We start from the raw sequence: 16789 nt of genomic DNA, 5'->3' as shown, positions 1-16789 counted from the left end.
GCAACCTGCCCATGCTGCTGTTGCGCGCACGCGAAAAGATGATGGAACGCTTTCGCCCGCTCATCACGTCGCACGGCCTCACCGAGCAGCAGTGGCGCGTGATACGCGCGCTCAACGAAAGCGGACCGCTCGAGCCGCGGCAGATTTCCGACCTGTGCACCATATCCAGCCCGAGCATGGCGGGTGTGCTCGCGCGCATGGAGGCGCTCGGCCTCGTCACGAAGGAGCGTTTCGCCGACGACCAGCGGCGCGTGCTCGTCTCGCTCACGAAGAAGAGCCATCAGCTCGTGAAAGCGATTTCGAAGGAACTGGAGGCGCGCTACAAGGCGCTGGAATCGGAGGTGGGGCCGGAGGTGGTCGAGCGGGTGTATCGCGCGATCGACGATCTGCTCGCCGGCCTGGAGGCGTGAGCGTGGCGCGCTCGCGGGCAAAGGTGAGGCTTTTCGGGAGGGGTCCGCGCGGATCGTTCGGACCGCGTAGGAGGGCGTGACGGGACTACGCGAGCGCAGCGAACGCCTCGTCGAGTTCGGCGGCATTTTGCGGACGCACCACGCGCGCGACCTCCACGCCGTCGCGCAGGAAAATGAGCGTGGGCCAGAGTTTCACGCGAAACGAGCGGCCTAGCGCGCGGCCCGGTCCATCTTCCACTTTCAGGCGACGCACCTGCGGATTGCGCTCGAACGCCGCGCCGATCAGCGGTTGCGCACCCTGGCAATAGCCGCACCAGTCGGTGCCGAATTCGACGACGGCGGCCCCGCTGAGCGAGTCGATTTCCTTGCGGGCGGGCGCGTGCGTTGCGTAGTTCATCGTGTGATTCCTCGTATTGGCATCTGCAGATATCCACGTACGATACCGCATCGCGCGGCATCGTTCAGGCTTCGCATTGAGCGCCCGCATGGACGTTCGCGCGAGAGGTGAGGCTTTTCGGGAGTGAGCCGGTGGGCACGTGTTGACGCACCGTGAACGCAATGGCGCGCGCGCGTGGGTCGTGCCGTCACGAGCAAAAGTACCTTGAAAACAAGGGCGAAACGCAAAACCAGCGCGTGCTGCGGTGAGCGCGAACCGATCGGCAGGCGCACTCGAAGCGGCGTGAATCCACGCTTCGAAGCACAAAGGTGAGCGCTTACGGGAGAGGCTGGCGCGCGCCATCGGGGATCACGCGAAGCGAGGCGAGGCACCTGCCAAGCCATCGTGCGAAACCCACATTAGCCCTGATTTCAAGGCGTTTTTTATTCGCCGGGCACGACGAAGCGACAAGCCTTCGCGCTCGCGGCCGCGGCGCGTGGGCGGCAAAGGTGAGAAGATTCGGGAGTGCACTTTGCGTTGCCCCTCGCGCTGCCTGGCCTCGAATGGACGCCCGCACCCGATGGGTATATAACATTAAAAAGTGCGGGATTCTTTTGACTACTGCTCACCAAGGGAGATCGAGTTCATCATGACGAGCGACGACAAGCAAAAGCAGGACGCTCAAAAGCCTGGTGCCGGTTCATCGCAACCGGATCTGGAGAGTCTGAACGCCGCCTTCAGTCACGTCGACGAAGGTGTGAAATCCGGCAAGATCGCGGCGGGCGCGGCGAAGGGCCTCGTCTTCAGCCTCGTCGAAACGCTGGGCGCGCTGGTGGGTGACCCCGACCTGCCGCAACACGCGCGTTCGGGCTACGAAGGGTTGCTCGAAGCCGCGCGCGAGCTGCGCGCCAAGCTGGAGCACTAGTCGTTCTCAACGCGTGCGGCGGCTCTGCCGGGTCGGCAGCCGCACGCTCACGCAGCCAGCAGGGCGGCCGCGAGGCCGTCCGGCGCTGTGCCAATGCGTAGCTCCGGCGTACCGTGCCAATCCGCGCAACGCTGCAGCGCCCGGCGCAAGTCGGCCACCAGACGGCCGCTCGCGCGCACGCCGGGCTCCAGATGCAGCGACTTCACCTCGAACACCTGCTGCGCCCGATGCGCCTTTGCGTCGATGCGCCCGACCAGCCGCCCGCGATTCAAGATCGGCAGTACGAAGTAACCGAATTTGCGCTTCGCAGCCGGCACATAGCATTCCATGGCGTAATCGAAATCGAATAGCGCGAGTGCTCGCTTGCGGTCCCACACCACTGGATCGAAGGGCGAGAGCAGGGTCGTGACCGTGGAGGCGAGCTTGCCGCTCGCCGCTTCGTCGATGAGCGCCGCGTGCTCGCGATGCACGAACGCGTCGTGCTTCCAGCCCTCCACGCGCACGGGCAGCAACTCGCCCGCGTCGGCGAGTGCGTGCAGGGCGTCGGCATACGGGCGGCGCGGCAGGCGGAAGTAGTCGGCGGCCCAGTCCGCGCGGATCACGCCGAGCGCGCGGCAGGAGCGCAGGAGCAGTTCGCGTTCCGCTTCGGCGCGTGGCGGCAGGTCGCGCGCGTCGTTCCAGTGCGGCAGCACGCGCTCGGCGACGTCATACACACGCTGGAAGTTGTGGCGCTCGGCCACCATCAGCGCGCCGGTTGCGAACAGCACTTCCAGATGCCGCTTCTCCGGCTTCCAGTCCCACCAGCCGCTGCCTTTGGCGCCCTCGGCGCGCGCGAAGTCGGCGGAACGAACGGCGCCCTCGGCGCGAATGCGCTCGAGCAGCGCGTCGATCTCGTTACGGTATTGGTCGTGCCACTCGGCCGCGTATTTCCAGCCCATGCCGGAAGGATCGAGCATGCGATGGCGCAGCAGCCCGTAGTCTTCGATGGGCAGGAAGCAGGCCTCATGCGCCCAGTATTCGAACAGGCGCCCTTGGGCAAGGTGCGCATCGAGCCAGGCCGGCTCGAACGCGCCAATGCGGCTGAACAGCACGAAATAGGGACTGCGCGCGACCACGTGGATCGTGTCGATCTGCAACTGCGCCATGCGGCGGATCGCGTCGAGCACGTCGTCCCGGGTCGCCTTGCGGCGCGGCGGCGCGAGCAGCCCTTGCGCCGCGAGATGCAGCGTGCGGGCCGCCGCGAGCGGCAGAACTAGCGAGGAACCGGCTTCGGAAACCGTGGGCGCTTCTGCAACCTCCACAGCGCGCTCACGCATGGACGCCCGCAACCGCCGTCACCGGCCGCAGCGTCGCGAGCCGTTGATGGATCTGCGCGACCACGGCCGCACCTTCGCCCACCGCCGCGGCCACACGCTTGGTCGAGCCCGCGCGCGCGTCGCCGATCGCGTAGACGCCTTCCACCGAAGTCGCGAGGCTGCACGACTCGTTGTCGCCGGTCAGCACGAAGCCGTGTGGGTCGAGCTTCACGCCGCACGCTCGCAGCCAGCCAGTGTTCGGGTCCGCACCCGTGAAGAGGAACAGGTGGCGCGAATCAAAATGGTCGACGCCCTCCGGGCACGGCATCTTCAGACGCACCGCAGCGAGGCCGCTGTTGTCTTCGTCCAGGCCGCCGATCTCGCTGTGCCCATGCACGCGTACGTTCGAGAGCGAGGCGATACGGTCGATCAGATAACGCGACATCGTCGATTCGAAACCGGCCTTGCGGATCAGCACGTCGATCTGGCGCGCGTGCGTGGAGAGATAGACGATCGCCTGGCCCGCCGAATTGCCGCCGCCCACGAGCACGATGTTCTCGTGCTTGCAAAGCTTCGCCTCGACCGGCGAGGCCCAGTAGTAAATCCCGCGCCCCGTATAGCGATCGATACCCTCGATCGCGGGCTTGCGGTACACGGCGCCGCTGGCGATCACGACCGTATGCGCGCGCACGTCGCCGCTGCAGGTTTCGAGCCGGCGCGGTTCTTCATCGCAGATCAGCTTGCGCACCGAGACCGGAATGGCCACGTGCGCGCCGAACTTCTGCGCCTGCACGAACGCGCGGCCCGCGAGCGCCTGGCCGGATATGCCCGTGGGAAAGCCCAGATAGTTTTCGATGCGCGAGCTGGCGCCCGCCTGGCCGCCGGGCGCGCGCGAGTCGAGCACGATCACCGAAAGGCCTTCGGACGCGGCATAGACCGCCGTGGCGAGACCGGCCGGGCCCGCACCCACCACGGCGACGTCGTAGACGCGCTCGCCGTCCAGCTCGGGCAGGATGCCGAGACACGTGGCCAGTTCGGGGGCACTGGGATGGCGCAGCACCGACCCGTCGGGGCAGATCACGAGCGGCAGGTCTTCGCAGCGCGCAGCGAAACGCTCGATCACGCCGCAAAGCATGCCTTCGTCGCGCTCGTCGAGCACGGAATACGGATGGCCGTTGCGCGAGAGGAAGCCTTGCAGCGAAACGAGCGTGGGATCGTCGTGCTTGCCCACGAGAATCGGGCCGCCCGCGCCCTTTTCGATCAGCGAGACGCGGCGCAGGATCAGCGCGCGCACGATGCGCTCGCCGAGTTCGGCTTCGGCGACGATGGCCGCGCGCAGCTGCTCCGGCGGAATCAGGATCGCGTCGACGGGTTCGAGCGCTGTGCCGTCCACGAGCGCCGGGCCCCCCGAAAGCTGGCCCACTTCGGCGAGAAAATGCCCGCGCCCATGCTCGACGATGAGCCGCTCGCGGCCCAGTCCGTCGCGCTGGGACACTTTCACCGAACCGGAGAGCAGCACGAACATGCCGGGGCCGGTTTCGCCCGTGCGAAAGAGCAACTCCCCTGCCGACCAGTGGCGCTCTTCGCCGAAGCGCGCAAGGCGCGCGATTTCGTCGTCGTTGAGCTCGGGGAACATCTGGTGGCGCCGCGTGGAGAGCGTCGAGAACGGCGCTTCGGCGGGTTGCGGCTGCGTGTCGGAGTGGCGGCTCGCGGAAGGAAGTTCCGTGGATTCGGGAACTTCGGCTTCGGTGATCGTGCCCATCTGGCGGTTCTCCTCGTGCGGGCGGCTCGGGAGCGGGCCGCCCGGATCAGACAGCTTTAGGCGTGATGTTGACCGGGACGTCGGCGTGGGCGTGCAACTGGAGCGACTCGAGCGTGCGGCCGGCATCGCGCCACGCATCGAGACCGCCGAGTAGCGGCACCACATCGGTAAAGCCGGCCTCGGCGAGCTTCTTCGCCATCCAGGCCGCGGAAATTTCATTGGGGCACGAACAGTAGATCACGAGCTTCTGGTCGTTCGGATACTTGCCGACGATCTCTTCGAGCCTGCGCTCGTCGGCGAACAACGCACCCGGGATGATGTACGGATCGAGCTTGCGCTTTTCTTCTGAACGAATGTCGAACACGACCGGCGGCGGCTTCGCGCCCATCGCGCGGTAAAGGTCTTCCACCGTAATGCGCGCGTTCGCGAGCTTTTTGATGAGCTGGCGGCGGCGCTGCCAGCGGTACGTCGCGTAGAGCACTAGCAGCACGACCACCACGACGAGGGCGAAGCGGCCAAGGCGGCTCGCGCCGCTCATCAGCATGTCGATCTGCGGCGCGAACATCACGCCGATGAGCAGGCCGGTGCCGGACCACAGCGCCGCGCCAATGCCGTCGAAGCCGACGAACTGGCGGTATGGCACGCCCATCGCGCCGGCCATCGGCACGGAAACGAGCGACAGCCCCGGCACGAACTTGGCGACGGCGAGTACGCGCACGCCCCAGCGGCCGAAAAAGCGCTCGGTTTTTTTCACGCAGGTGTCGCGCGAGAGCGAGAGCTTGCAGAGCGTCTTGAGCGTGTTGCCGCCGTAGAGGCGGCCGGCCATGAACCACACGCTGTCGCCGATCAGCATGGCGAAGATGGCGAGCCCGAGCACCGGCGCGACCTGCTGGCCGATCGAACCGGGATGCATGGCCGCCATCGCGCCGAACAACACGAGCGCGGGCATCGCGGGCACGGGCAGCCCAAGCGATCCAGCGAGCACATTGATGAACACCAGCGCAGGCCCGTATTGCGCGATGAGGTCATGTAGCATCGACTTACTTCCGTTGCGCCTTGAGGCGAGGAACGGGAAAGATAGGAGGGTAACGTAAAGATTATGAACGCATTTCGAAGGCGTGCAAGCGACCCCCTGCACGCGCGTGAGAATGCCTGCCGAGTGGGGCAGGCATATGAAAAAAGCGCCGGATTGAAAAGAGTGAAACGCGAGGTGTTCGCGAGATGCGCGCGTTGAGTGGAATGCGACAGAACGCGGCACACACGAGACTGCGCGTGCCGCGTTCGTGGCGCCAGTTTCCGTGCGCTTAACGCGTGTGTGATTCCCCGGGCAACTCGGCGCCTTGTGCGCGAATTGCCGCGATCAGCTCGGCCGGCGTGATTTCGTAACGCACTTCGCGATGGATGCCCGGCTTGCGCTCGTCGACTTCGACCAGCAAGAGGCTTTTGCCGTCGGCCGCCGATTCGAGGCGCAGTGAACGCAGTTCGCGTCCGGTCGCGTCGTCATGCTCGGTGAGCAGGGTCATGTTTCCGGAAGACCCGGTCGTGCGCATTGATGTTGTCCTCGTGCGTTGGATGGTCGAGCCATTGTACGGGGTCGGCTGCGCGGCGTGTTTATGCAAGTGAGCGCAGACACACACAGCGAGATCGCTGTGCCGCGACCCTGGCCAGCCAGTGTAACGCGACTCGCCGCCGCAACGCCCGTTTTTGCGCGCCCTGCAACGGGCCATGCGAAATGCGTTGCGCGTTGCACCGCTGTCATGGTTGCGAAGCAAAGCAATGCCAGGCGGCAGGCGTGCGCGCCAGAAAAAACGGCCCACCCGGGCAGCCCGGGCGAGCCGTTGAAACGCCGTTGTTACTCGGATCAGCAAACCGTGGTACGGCTTGCTGACGGTTTTGATGGTGCCGCCCGCGCGCCGCACTGTCGAGATGGGACTAACGCCGATCTCTCAGACCAATAGACGCGGCGGTTCGACTGCGCTGGCGGCGAGGCGTGCGAGCCGGTCGTTATGCCGCGATGTCCTCGGCCGCTTCGGCAAGGTTGACGCTCTGGCGGCGCGCCGGGGTGCGAGCGGGCTTCGAGCGCGTTGCCGCCTCCGCGCCCGCCACGGTGAAGAGACGCACGGCCTCGTCGAGCACGTCGGCCTGCTCGGCGAGCCGCTGCGCCGTGGCGGCGGCCTGCTCGACGAGCGCAGCGTTCTGCTGCGTGGCGCTGTCCAGGTGCGCGACGGCCTGATTGACCTGGCGGATACCTTCGGCCTGCTCGCCGCTTGCGTTCGCGACCTCGGTGATGATCGAAGAGACGCGGCTCACGGCTTCGTCGATCGAGCGCATCTGCGCAGTCGTGTTGCCCACGAGGCGCGTGCCTTCGGTGATCTCGTTGACGCTGGCGTCCACGACCTGCTTGATCTCCCTGGCCGACGCCGCGCAGCGCTGCGCGAGCATGCGCACCTCGCCCGCCACCACAGCGAACGAGCGGCCGGCCTCGCCCGCGCGCGCGGCTTCGACAGCGGCGTTGAGCGCGAGGATGTTGGTCTGGAACGCGATGCCGTCGATCACGCCGGTGATGTCGCTGATACGGCGCGACGCGTCGGTGATGCCCGTCATCGTGCGCTCCATTTGCGCGGCGATCGAGCCGCCCTCGGCGGCGGCCGACTGCGCGTCGCGCGCGAGATCGAGTGCACGGGCGCTGGCTTCGGCGTTGGCCTGCACGGTGGTCGTAAGTTGATCCATCGTGGCGGCGGTTTCTTCGAGCGATGCGGCCTGCATTTCGGTGCGGCGCGAGAGATCGAGATTGCCACTCGAGATTTCGTGCGCGGCGTCGAGCATGCCGTCGATCTGCGAGCGCACGTCGAACACGATCGCCGTGAGATTGGCCTGCAACTGGTTGAGCGCCTGGAGCACGTCGCCGAGATCGTCGTCGGTGGCGACCGCGAGCGTGGCCGTGAGGTCGCCCGCGGCCATGCGCGTGGAGGCCGTGGTCATCTGCGCGAGCGGCGCGCCGAGGTGGCGCGTGGTGAGACGCCAGGCGCCGAGCGCACCCACGCAGGCCGCGCCGAATGCGCCCCAGAACGGCAGCGGCGGCAGGCCCTGCCAGGCGGCGAAGCCGGCCGCGGTGAACACGGCGGGCACGGCGCCATAACCGAAGGCGATACGCGTGGCGATAGGCACGCGCAGGAGCGCCTGCAGCGCGCCCACCAGGCCCGTGCGCACAACGGACCCGTGGCGCAGCCGCACACCTTGCAGACGGCCGTCGCGCATTTGCGCGTAGAAGGCATCGGCCGTGCGGACTTCCTCGCGCGTGGGCTTCACGCGCACGCTCAGATAGCCGACCACCGTGCCTTGCTCGGAGACGGGCGTTATGTTCGCGCGCACCCAGTAGTGATCGCCGGACTTGCGGCGGTTCTTGACGATCGCGGTCCAGGGACGGCCTTCGCGAACGGTCTCCCACAAGTCGGCGAACGCTTCGGCCGGCATGTCGGGATGACGAATGATGTTATGTGCCTTGCCGATCAGCTCTTCTTTCGTAAAACCCGACACCGCGACAAACGCAGGATTGCAGTACTGAATGCGGCCCTTGAGGTCGGTGGCCGAGACGAGCATCTGCGAAGCGGGATAGTCGAATTCCTGTTGCGTGACGGGTTGATTGTTGCGCATGAGATTCCTTCGATGGGGCCGCTTGAGACCCAACAACACAGCGAGGCATAACGGCATTTCCCTTACAAACTTTAGGGATTTGCGCGCGTGAGGCGCGTATGAGCCGATCTGCGTGCAGAGAGAAAATCCGTTGTGCTATCAATGGATTGGCGCGGATGTTGGGGGGTATATGCACAGACTTTTCCCCGTTAACTGTGGACAAGTCCAGTGCCTCCAAAACGTGCAACTTCTCTGTCGCGCGGCGCATTGGCGTTTGCGATCAGGGACTTAGGGTCTCTGTCCAGAAGTTGTGCACAGGGCTGCCAACAAAATCTGTGGAAAAGACGGGGCGTTTCGAGGCGCTGCGAGACGGTGTTGCCGCGATTGGGAACGCTGTGGGTTAACCGAAACGCATCAACGACTTGATGCGGTCTTCCAAGGGTTACACACAGGGCTGCCAACAAAATGTGTGGACAAGTCATGGCGCGCGGAACGGTTCGTGTTGCCAACGAATCCGGCTTCGACGGCAGCGCGTCGAACGGCGCGCCTTCACTAGCGTGCCGTTTTCCTACTACGACAGCGAGCAACACACGATCGGCTATGCGCAGGACATCGCGCTGAAGATCGTCGACGAGGTGAAAAAGGAGCTGAAGCTCGACAAGCTCACGGTCAAGGAAACTCCGATCACTTCGCAGAACCGCATTACGCTGGTCCAGAACGGCACGATCGATATCGAATGTGGTTCGACCACGCACACCAAGGAGCGCGACAACCAGGTCGCGTTCACGAACAGCTTCTTTCAGTACGGCGTGCGCCTGATTGCGAAAAAGGATTCCGGCATCAAGGATTTTCCCGATCTCGCAGGCAAGACGGTCGTGACCACGGCGGGCACGTCGGAGGACCGGCTGCTGCGCGAGATGAACAACGACAAGAAGATGGGCATGCAGCTCATCGCCGCCAAAGACCACCCGGAGTCTTTTCTCAACGTGAAGACGGGGCGCGCGGTCGCGTTCGTGATGGACGAGCCGCTGTTGTACGGGGCGCGGGCCAAGGAAGCGGACCAGCAGGACTACGTGATCACCGGTACGCCGCCGCTCTCGGAGGTTTATGGCTGCATGGTGCGCAAGAACGATCCCGTCTTCAAGAAACTCGCCGATGGCGTGATCGCTAGCCTGCAGACTTCGGGTGAAGCCCAGCGGCTGTACACGAAGTGGTTTACGCAGCCCGTTCCGCCCAAGGGGATGAACCTGAACTATCCGCTGTCCAACGAAAATCGGGCGCTGTTTGCGCATCCGAACGATCGGGCGCTCGACTGATCGCAGGTATTCAATGCGGCGGCCGCAACCGGGCGGCCGCCTCGCATGGCCGCGTAGATGTGAAGGTTCGAAGTCCAGACGACTGCGCCAGGCTTCTCCAGCATAAAGAAAATCACGCCGTAGTGAATCAGTGTCCGCGCCAGTCGCGGCGGCGCACGAAATCCTTCTGCTCTTCGGTCAGCCCGGCCTCGTCAAACGAGCGCTCCGGGTCGGTATCGGCGTGCCAATTCGATCGTCATTCGCAAAAAAACACATTTACCTTGATGTCGCCAGCGGTGTCGCTAAAAGCCAATTCCATTTGAAAGAAAATTCAAAATATGGAATGATATCGATTCTCATTACGGTTGACCCCTGCCCAACCCCAACCAGGTCTATGCGCTGCTCTTAAACCGCTACGAAGGCGGCATGACGTCCGGCAGTCCGGTGGATGGCGCAGTGCGTGTGCTGCCCAACGGCGTGAAAACTGCGCACCGACGTTTCCTGCACGCTTTTTCTCTCGTCGCCCGACGAATACGACGGTGGCGAACTCGGCTTCACATTGCTGCTGCTGTTGATCGGTCTCGGCATGCAGGAACTGCTGGCGCGCCTGCCGTTTCTCAAGCGCGCGCTCGAATGGGCGGGGGTGGCCTTCCTGCTGTACGTTGCGACTCTGGAGTGAAACATGAGCTTTTCCGATACCGCCGAGATCGACGCGCCGGTAACGCCGCGCACGCGTCTCGACGCCGAACAGCGCGACGAACGCGCGAAGCGCTCGCGCCGCGCGACCTTCATCAAGTGGCTGCGCAAGGTGCACGGCTGGGTGGGCCTGTGGGGCGCGGCGCTTGGCCTGCTGTTCGGCGCAACGGGGTTCGTGCTCAACCATCGCGCCGAGCCGCTGCGCATTTCGCCGGGCGCGCCGCAAGTCTCGACGGTGCAGATTGCCGTGCCCGACCCCGCGCCCGAAACGCCGCGTGAGATGGTGAAGTGGTTGCGATCGCAACCGGATCTGAAGCTGCCCGCGCGCACGGGCCGCGTGCAGAAGGAGCCTGAGCACAACGTGGCCTGGGGCGATCGCCAGGTCGTGCAGCCCGAACATTGGCAGATGATGTTCACGTCGCCCGCCGAGAGCGTGATGGTCGAGTACTGGGTGGGCAACGACAAGCTCACGCTCAAGCGCAACGACAACTCGCTCGTCTCGACGATCACGAACCTGCACAAGGGTACGGGCATGAGCGTCGGCTGGGTGCTGTTCATCGACGGCTTTGCCGGGGCGCTCATTCTGCTTTCGCTCACGGGCGTGCTGCTGTGGACGGAGCTGAACAACCGCAAGACGGTGGGCGCCGTGCTGCTGTTCGGCTCGATTATCGTGTCGGTATGCGTGGGGCTGGCGTAAGCCTCGATGAGTGAACCCGGCAACGGGCGCGAACGCCGAGGTTCGCGCCCGTTCTATTTCAGTCTTTCACGCCGCGCTTGCGCAGCAAATAGGTGTCCATGATCCAGCCGTTCGCTTCGCGCGCCTGGGCGCGAACGCGGACGATTTCGTCTTTCACGTCTTCCAGCTGGCCCGCCATCAGGATCTCGTCAGGGGTGCCGACATAAGCGCCCCAGTAGATATCGAGTTCTTCGCCCGTGAGCTGCGCGTACGCGTTCTGCGCGTCGAGCATGACCACCGCGCTGTCCACGTCCTGCGGAAAACCGCCCTCCGCCAGCCGCCTTCCCGTCGTGATGCTCACCGGCTTGCCGATGAAGTTGAGCGGCACGCGATGCTTCGCCGCGAGCGCCTGCACGCTGCTAATGCCGGGAATCACCTCGAAGTCGAACGCGAGCCGACCATTGGCCAGGATCGAATCGAGAATGCGGATCGTGCTGTCGTAGAGCGACGGGTCGCCCCAGACGAGAAACGCGCCGCATTGGCCATCGGTCAATTCCTCTTCGATCAGGCGCTCGAATACGTGCTGCTTGTCGCGGTTGAGCTCGTCCACGGCGGCCTTGTAATCGAGGCCTTCGTCGCGGCGCCGCTCGGGGCTCGTGGCTTCCACGATGCGATAGTCGTGGTCCTTGATGAAGCGAGCGCAGATTTCCTTGCGCAGCGCGACGAGCTTGTCCTTGGCCGCGCCCTTGTCCATCACGAAGAACACGTCCGCGGCGTTGAGCGCCTCGATTGCCTGCACGGTCAGGTACTTCGGATCGCCCGCGCCGATGCCGATGATGAGGATCTTTTTCACGTTGCAGTTCCGGAATGTGCGTCGTCGGTGCGGCGCAATGATAGCGCGAGTTCGGCGCGGTACCGCGCTCGCGGGCAGGGCAATTTTCTTCAATACGCGGGCGGCGCGCGCGTCTACCCTCGACGCTTGTTGATCGCCCACGCGCGTAGCGAGGAAAACCGTGAGCACTGCCTTGTCGATGGCCGCCTTCGCGCTGGCCACTTCCATCACCCCTGGACCCGTCAATATTGTCGCGCTGAGCGCGGGCGCGCGCTACGGGCTGCGCGCGAGCCTGCGCCACGTCGCCGGCGCGACCGTGGGCTTCACGTTGTTGCTGCTGCTGATCGGTCTCGGCATGCAGGAACTGCTGGCGCGCCTGCCGTTCCTCACGCGCGCGCTCGAATGGGCAGGCGTGGTCTTCCTGCTGTACGTCGCGTACCGGCTCGCCACTGACAATGGCCGCATCGACTCTCCGAGCGCGGCGCGCGGGCCCTCGCTGATGGTGGGCGCCACGATGCAATGGCTCAATCCCAAGGCGTGGCTCGCCTCGGTCGCAGGTATGGGCTTATATGCGGCCTCCGGCGAGAGTGCGCTCGTCTGGCAGTTCGCCGCGATCTATTTTGTGGTGTGCTACGTGTCGATCGCGTGCTGGGCATGGGCGGGCGCGTCGCTGCGCCAGGCCTTGCGCGAGCCGTCGCGCGTGCGTTTCGTAAACCGCGCGATGGCGTTGTTGCTGGCGGGCAGTGCGGTCTGGCTCGTGCTTGCCTGAGCGCACGGCGGCTACGTTAGCCGCGATATTGGCCAGGCGTCGCGGCAACGAACTGGCGGAACGCGCGCTGCAGATGCGCTTGATCGGCGAAACCCGCCTGCGCCGCGACATCTGCAATGGCGTGCCCGCGACGCAGTTGCGCGCGGCTGAACTCGATCCGGCGGTTCACGACATAAGCGTGCGGCGTCATGCCGTATTGCTCGCGAAACGCCCGGATCAGGTACGAGGGCGAAAGATCGGCGGCGGCGCAGATCTCTTCGAGCTTGAGCGTGCGCGTGTAGTTGCCGTCGATGAATTCGGCTGCGCGCGCGAGGCGCTCGTTCGGTTCGCGTGCGCTGACCGGCGCAGGATTCAGTGACTGCTGGAGCCTGGAGAAATAAGCGACGACGGCGCATTCCTTGCGCAGTGCCGACTCATTCGTATCGACGAGCAACGCGTAAAGCGCGTTGAGCCCGTCGAACAAATCACGCTCCCAGCTCAAGGTTTGTTCGAACGGGCGAAAGCCTTCGTGGGCTCCGAAGCCCAAGTCGTGTTGCAGATTCGCGAGCCACGCCGTGTCGAGATAGAACATGCGGTAGGCCCAGGGCTCGTCCGTGGCCGGGTTGCATGCATGCACGACTTCCGGATTGATGACCACCACCGCGCCCGCGCTGATATGCGAGAGCGTGCTCCCGTTCAGGTAGGTGCTGCGCCCGCCCGTGACCGCGCCGATCGAGAACGTGCTGTGTGCGTGACGGCCGTAGCGTACTTTGCGGCCGTCGGCGATTGCGCGGACTTCGATGAACGGCAGCTGTGCGTCACGCCAGAAGTAGGGTTGTGCGTCGGACGTCGTGGCTTGCGGCATGGGAGACCTCGGAGTGATGCTGCGCGCATGAAGCGACACAGGTGGTCCATATTAGCGCAACGCGAGCAGGCAGGGGGGACGTGATAGGCTTGTTCGAATCGCGCGGCTTATTCCCTTTCCATTGCCAGGCACTGCACATGAACGAAACGAAGCCAACGAATGCGACGAATACAACGATTCGCCCCTTGACCGAGCAAGACGCTGAGGCGTTTCACGCCATGCGTTTGTACGCGACCGAAAATTATCCCGCCGGTATCGTCCCGACCTATGATGAGGAATCGAAGCGCACGCCCGAAGAAAGCCGGGCCCGGGTGCGCGCCACCGGGAACCAGGTCGTATTCGGCGCATTCGTGGGCGACACGCTCGTCGGCATCACCGGCCTCATGCGCGAACCGCGCCGCAAGCTCGCACATAAGGGGCTCATTTGGGGCGTCTTTGTCGATCCTGCATGGCGAGGCGCCGGCATTGCAAGGCAATTGATGGAGGGTGCCATCGCTCACGCCCGCACGCTAGGCTTGCTCCAGGTGCAACTGGTGGTGAGCGTGCTGAACCCCCGCGCCCAGGCGCTCTACCGCTCGTGCGGCTTCGTGCGCTACGGGGTCGAGCCCCGCGGCCTGTGCATCGACGGCGAGTACGCTGACGACGAACTCATGGTGCGCTTTCTCGACGACCCCGCCGTGCCCGACTGAGCGGCACGCCGTCGCCGGTCAGTGCGCAACGGACCGCGAACGTCAAGTGTGGTGTAACGCACAGTGCGCTCGGGCGAATTGTGCATGGTCATCATTTCGTCATACCTGAACGTCGATAATCCATCGCGAATAAATTGGCCAACGTGTCCCGAGCCGCGCAACCATAGCGCGGCCGGCGTGACGAAGGCCCGGGGATTTCGACATGACCATTCGTCACCGCATCACGCTACTCATCGTCCTGATGTTCGTCGCGCTGTCCGCCATCGGCGGCTACGCGGCCTGGCAGGCCCGCCGCAGCGCCACCGACGTCCGCCAGGTTACCCAGGGCGTCGTGCCGAGCGCGCTCGCTTCATCCGACCTCGTGTCGCTCGTGAAAGACGTGCAGCTCGCGACCATGACGCTCGTCTACGCACCCGACGCCACGGTCGCGTCGCTCGCGCAAAACGAACTCAAGGACAAGGAAGCCGCGTTGCGCGCCGCGCTCGACGTGCAGCGCAAGGCGGCAGCCAGCCACGCACAGGAAGGCCTGGTTTCGCAGGCGCAGGAAAGCCTCGCGAACTACTTCTCCGCGATCGACGACACCGCGAAGATGAAGGCGAGCGGCAAGAACGAACTCGCGCAAGCCTATCTCTTCGCGAACGTCGCGCAGTACCGCGACGAACTCGAAGGCATCGTCACGACGATGCGCGTGGAAAAGAACCGCCAGAAGGACGACGCAATCCGCACCCTCAACGGCACGCTCGACACCACGACGAGCGCCATTGCTGGCGTGACGGGCGGCGCGGTGCTGTTGCTCACGCTCATCGGCGCGCTGCTCTACCGCCAGATCACGCGGCCGCTCTCGCGCATGCAGGCCATGATGAGCGAGATCGCGTCGAGCCAGGACTTCACGCGCCGCGTGCCCGTGGCCCGCATGGACGAAATCGGTCATTCGATCGTCGCGTTCAACGGCATGATCGAGAAGATCCAGCACAGCTCCGCGCAGCTCAAGCGCAAAACCGCCGACATTCAGGCGATGCTGCAGAACATGCAGCAGGGCATTCTCACGGTGGTGGAAGGCGCGACGATCCACAACGAATATTCGGCGTATCTAGAGGCAATCTTCGAAACGAACGAGATTGCGGGCCGTTCGCTCATGGACCTCGTGTTCTCGCACACGGATCTCGACGCCGACACCCTCGCGCAAATCGACGCCGCCGTGCACGCGTGCCTTGGCGAAGACGACGTGAACTTCGCCTTCAATCAACATCTGCTCGTGAATGAAATCACGCGCACGCTGCCCGATGGCCGCGCGAAGGTGCTCGACCTGAGCTGGTCGGCGATCACCGACGAAAACGACGTGGTCGTGCGCCTCATGCTGTGCGTGCGCGACGTGACGGAGCTGCGCGAACTCGCGGCTGAAGCGGGCGAGCAGAAGCGTCGCCTCGAAATGATCGGCGAAATCCTCGCGGTGAGCGAAGAGAAGTTCCAGCATTTCGTCGAAAGCTCGGCGGGCTTCATTCACGAGAACGAGCACATCATTCGCCAGCACGACTGCGCGGACACGAGCGCGATTGCCGCGCTGTTCCGCAACATGCATACGATCAAGGGCAATGCGCGTACGTACAGCCTGCAGCATCTCACGGGCGTGGTGCACGAAGTCGAGCAGCGCTACGACGCATTGCGCCGCGAAGACACGAGCCACACGTGGGACCAGCAGGCGCTCATCGACGATCTGGAACGTGTGAAGACGGCGCTCGAGCACTATTCGAGCATCAACGAAGTGAGCCTCGGGCGCGGCCCGCGGGCGGCTGGCGCGCAGAACGGCGCGGCGAGCCTCACCGTCACGCGCGAAGCGATCGAAGAGACGCTGCGCATCGTCGATCGCACCGACGACAACGATTTGCCCGCACTGCGCGCGATGCGCGCCGAACTACGCGCCACGCTGCGCGCCATCGGCACCGAGCGCGTGGCCGATGCGCTTGCGGGCGTGACCGGTTCGCTGCCCTCGCTCGCCCAGGAACTCGGCAAGGTCGAACCGGTGGTGCGGATCGCGGACAACGGCTATCGCCTGCGCAGCGAGGCTGCCGGCACGGTGAAGAACGTGTTTATGCACCTGCTGCGCAACTCGCTCGACCACGGCATTGAAATGCCGGCGCAACGCCGCGCAATCGGCAAGGACGAGTCGGGTCATATCGACATCGACGTGAACGTGCACAACGGTGCGCTGCAACTGACGCTCGCCGACGACGGCCGCGGCCTCGCGCTCGCGCGCATCCGCGGCATTGCGGTGGAGCGCGGCTGGCTGCAAGCGGATGAAGCGATGAGCGACGACGTGATCGCGGCGTTCATTTTCCGCCCCGGCTTTTCGACCGCGGCGAGCGTGACCGAAGTCTCGGGCCGCGGCGTGGGCATGGACGCGGTACGTGATTTCCTCGAGCGCGAGGGCGGCGCAATCGAACTGCGCTTTACCGATGACCGCCAGGGCGCCGATTACCGGCATTTCCAGACCGTCGTGCGTTTGCCGCAGCAGTGGGCCGTAAAAGTGGCGGATGCAACGCAGGCAAAGCAAGAAGAAGCGCTGGCGGGCTAGCGCATCGCGGGGGTG

Annotated in this window: 14 protein-coding genes and 3 pseudogenes; 8 read left to right on the top strand and 9 right to left on the bottom strand. The window is 64.9% G+C overall.

Features of this window, described 5'->3' with window-relative positions; all coding sequences use genetic code 11:
- The first annotated feature begins 11 nt into the window (after window positions 1–11).
- Window positions 12–410 carry a homoprotocatechuate degradation operon regulator HpaR gene (gene hpaR / locus M3I56_RS09045; protein WP_254353695.1) on the top strand — a complete coding sequence of 133 codons (399 nt, stop codon included), beginning with the start codon at window positions 12–14 and terminating at the stop codon, window positions 408–410.
- A gap of 85 nt (window positions 411–495) precedes the next feature.
- Here the strand turns inward: hpaR and M3I56_RS09040 are convergent, their stop codons facing one another.
- The gene (locus M3I56_RS09040; protein ID WP_028207910.1) at window positions 496–807 is read right to left on the bottom strand and encodes a thioredoxin family protein; all 312 of its coding nucleotides are present in this window, start codon (window positions 805–807) and stop codon (window positions 496–498) included.
- A 628-nt stretch (window positions 808–1435) separates the two neighbouring features.
- Here M3I56_RS09040 and M3I56_RS09035 point away from each other — a divergent pair.
- Complete coding sequence (locus M3I56_RS09035) at window positions 1436–1711, top strand: hypothetical protein (RefSeq protein WP_028207911.1); 276 nt, start codon at window positions 1436–1438, stop codon at window positions 1709–1711.
- 47 nt (window positions 1712–1758) lie between these two features.
- Here the strand turns inward: M3I56_RS09035 and M3I56_RS09030 are convergent, their stop codons facing one another.
- The 5 genes from M3I56_RS09030 to M3I56_RS09010 all read right to left on the bottom strand — a co-directional run bounded on the left by M3I56_RS09030 (window position 1759) and on the right by M3I56_RS09010 (window position 8422).
- Complete coding sequence (locus M3I56_RS09030) at window positions 1759–3027, bottom strand: winged helix-turn-helix domain-containing protein (protein WP_254353502.1); 1269 nt, start codon at window positions 3025–3027, stop codon at window positions 1759–1761.
- A complete protein-coding gene (locus tag M3I56_RS09025; protein WP_254353501.1) occupies window positions 3020–4768 on the bottom strand; it encodes an FAD-dependent oxidoreductase in 1749 nt (582 codons plus the stop codon). The genes M3I56_RS09030 and M3I56_RS09025 overlap by 8 nt, the downstream gene beginning before the upstream one ends.
- A gap of 46 nt (window positions 4769–4814) precedes the next feature.
- Window positions 4815–5804: a DedA family protein/thiosulfate sulfurtransferase GlpE gene (locus tag M3I56_RS09020; RefSeq protein ID WP_254353500.1), complete on the bottom strand. Its 990-nt coding sequence runs from the start codon at window positions 5802–5804 to the stop codon at window positions 4815–4817.
- A 268-nt stretch (window positions 5805–6072) separates the two neighbouring features.
- Complete coding sequence (locus M3I56_RS09015) at window positions 6073–6318, bottom strand: hypothetical protein (protein WP_028207914.1); 246 nt, start codon at window positions 6316–6318, stop codon at window positions 6073–6075.
- Between the two features lie 454 nt (window positions 6319–6772).
- The gene (locus M3I56_RS09010; protein WP_254353499.1) at window positions 6773–8422 is read right to left on the bottom strand and encodes a PAS domain-containing methyl-accepting chemotaxis protein; all 1650 of its coding nucleotides are present in this window, start codon (window positions 8420–8422) and stop codon (window positions 6773–6775) included.
- A gap of 530 nt (window positions 8423–8952) precedes the next feature.
- On the opposite strand from M3I56_RS09010, the pseudogene M3I56_RS09005 reads away from it, so the two are divergent.
- A pseudogene (locus M3I56_RS09005) lies at window positions 8953–9717 on the top strand (transporter substrate-binding domain-containing protein); the annotation flags it as partial.
- A gap of 38 nt (window positions 9718–9755) precedes the next feature.
- Here M3I56_RS09005 and M3I56_RS09000 read toward each other — a convergent pair.
- Window positions 9756–9928 (bottom strand): annotated as a pseudogene (locus M3I56_RS09000) (gallate dioxygenase); the annotation flags it as partial.
- A 194-nt stretch (window positions 9929–10122) separates the two neighbouring features.
- Here M3I56_RS09000 and M3I56_RS08995 point away from each other — a divergent pair.
- Window positions 10123–10246: pseudogene (locus M3I56_RS08995) on the top strand (PKHD-type hydroxylase); the annotation flags it as partial.
- Between the two features lie 132 nt (window positions 10247–10378).
- Window positions 10379–11089 (top strand): PepSY-associated TM helix domain-containing protein, encoded by a 711-nt coding sequence (locus M3I56_RS08990; RefSeq protein WP_254353498.1) that lies wholly within the window; start codon window positions 10379–10381, stop codon window positions 11087–11089.
- Between the two features lie 58 nt (window positions 11090–11147).
- Here M3I56_RS08990 and cobF read toward each other — a convergent pair whose 3' ends face one another.
- A complete protein-coding gene (gene cobF / locus M3I56_RS08985; protein WP_254353497.1) occupies window positions 11148–11921 on the bottom strand; it encodes a precorrin-6A synthase (deacetylating) in 774 nt (257 codons plus the stop codon).
- Between the two features lie 160 nt (window positions 11922–12081).
- Here cobF and M3I56_RS08980 point away from each other — a divergent pair, with 160 nt between their 5' ends.
- Complete coding sequence (locus tag M3I56_RS08980) at window positions 12082–12669, top strand: LysE family translocator (RefSeq protein WP_254353496.1); 588 nt, start codon at window positions 12082–12084, stop codon at window positions 12667–12669.
- A gap of 16 nt (window positions 12670–12685) precedes the next feature.
- Here the strand turns inward: M3I56_RS08980 and M3I56_RS08975 are convergent, their stop codons facing one another.
- A complete protein-coding gene (locus M3I56_RS08975; protein WP_254353495.1) occupies window positions 12686–13513 on the bottom strand; it encodes an AraC family transcriptional regulator in 828 nt (275 codons plus the stop codon).
- A gap of 137 nt (window positions 13514–13650) precedes the next feature.
- Between M3I56_RS08975 and M3I56_RS08970 the strand changes: the two genes are divergently transcribed.
- Window positions 13651–14202 carry a GNAT family N-acetyltransferase gene (locus M3I56_RS08970; protein ID WP_254353494.1) on the top strand — a complete coding sequence of 184 codons (552 nt, stop codon included), beginning with the start codon at window positions 13651–13653 and terminating at the stop codon, window positions 14200–14202.
- A gap of 202 nt (window positions 14203–14404) precedes the next feature.
- Window positions 14405–16774, top strand: coding sequence for a HAMP domain-containing protein (locus tag M3I56_RS08965; protein WP_254353493.1), 2370 nt, complete (start codon window positions 14405–14407; stop codon window positions 16772–16774).
- Window positions 16775–16789: the final 15 nt, after the last annotated feature.

This window comes from Paraburkholderia sp. CNPSo 3281 (assembly GCF_024206515.1).
Classification (GTDB): Bacteria; Pseudomonadota; Gammaproteobacteria; order Burkholderiales; family Burkholderiaceae; genus Paraburkholderia; species Paraburkholderia nodosa.
This window is presented reverse-complemented; position numbering and strand designations above follow the sequence as displayed.

Coding starts and splice junctions, on each gene's coding strand:
- hpaR (WP_254353695.1), top strand. CDS start 12: ATGCTGCTGTTGCGCGCACGCGAAAAGATGATGGAACGCTTTCGCCCG.
- M3I56_RS09040 (WP_028207910.1), bottom strand. CDS start 807: ATGAACTACGCAACGCACGCGCCCGCCCGCAAGGAAATCGACTCGCTC.
- M3I56_RS09035 (WP_028207911.1), top strand. CDS start 1,436: ATGACGAGCGACGACAAGCAAAAGCAGGACGCTCAAAAGCCTGGTGCC.
- M3I56_RS09030 (WP_254353502.1), bottom strand. CDS start 3,027: ATGCGTGAGCGCGCTGTGGAGGTTGCAGAAGCGCCCACGGTTTCCGAA.
- M3I56_RS09025 (WP_254353501.1), bottom strand. CDS start 4,768: ATGGGCACGATCACCGAAGCCGAAGTTCCCGAATCCACGGAACTTCCT.
- M3I56_RS09020 (WP_254353500.1), bottom strand. CDS start 5,804: ATGCTACATGACCTCATCGCGCAATACGGGCCTGCGCTGGTGTTCATC.
- M3I56_RS09015 (WP_028207914.1), bottom strand. CDS start 6,318: ATGCGCACGACCGGGTCTTCCGGAAACATGACCCTGCTCACCGAGCAT.
- M3I56_RS09010 (WP_254353499.1), bottom strand. CDS start 8,422: ATGCGCAACAATCAACCCGTCACGCAACAGGAATTCGACTATCCCGCT.
- M3I56_RS08990 (WP_254353498.1), top strand. CDS start 10,379: ATGAGCTTTTCCGATACCGCCGAGATCGACGCGCCGGTAACGCCGCGC.
- M3I56_RS08975 (WP_254353495.1), bottom strand. CDS start 13,513: ATGCCGCAAGCCACGACGTCCGACGCACAACCCTACTTCTGGCGTGAC.
- M3I56_RS08970 (WP_254353494.1), top strand. CDS start 13,651: ATGAACGAAACGAAGCCAACGAATGCGACGAATACAACGATTCGCCCC.
- M3I56_RS08965 (WP_254353493.1), top strand. CDS start 14,405: ATGACCATTCGTCACCGCATCACGCTACTCATCGTCCTGATGTTCGTC.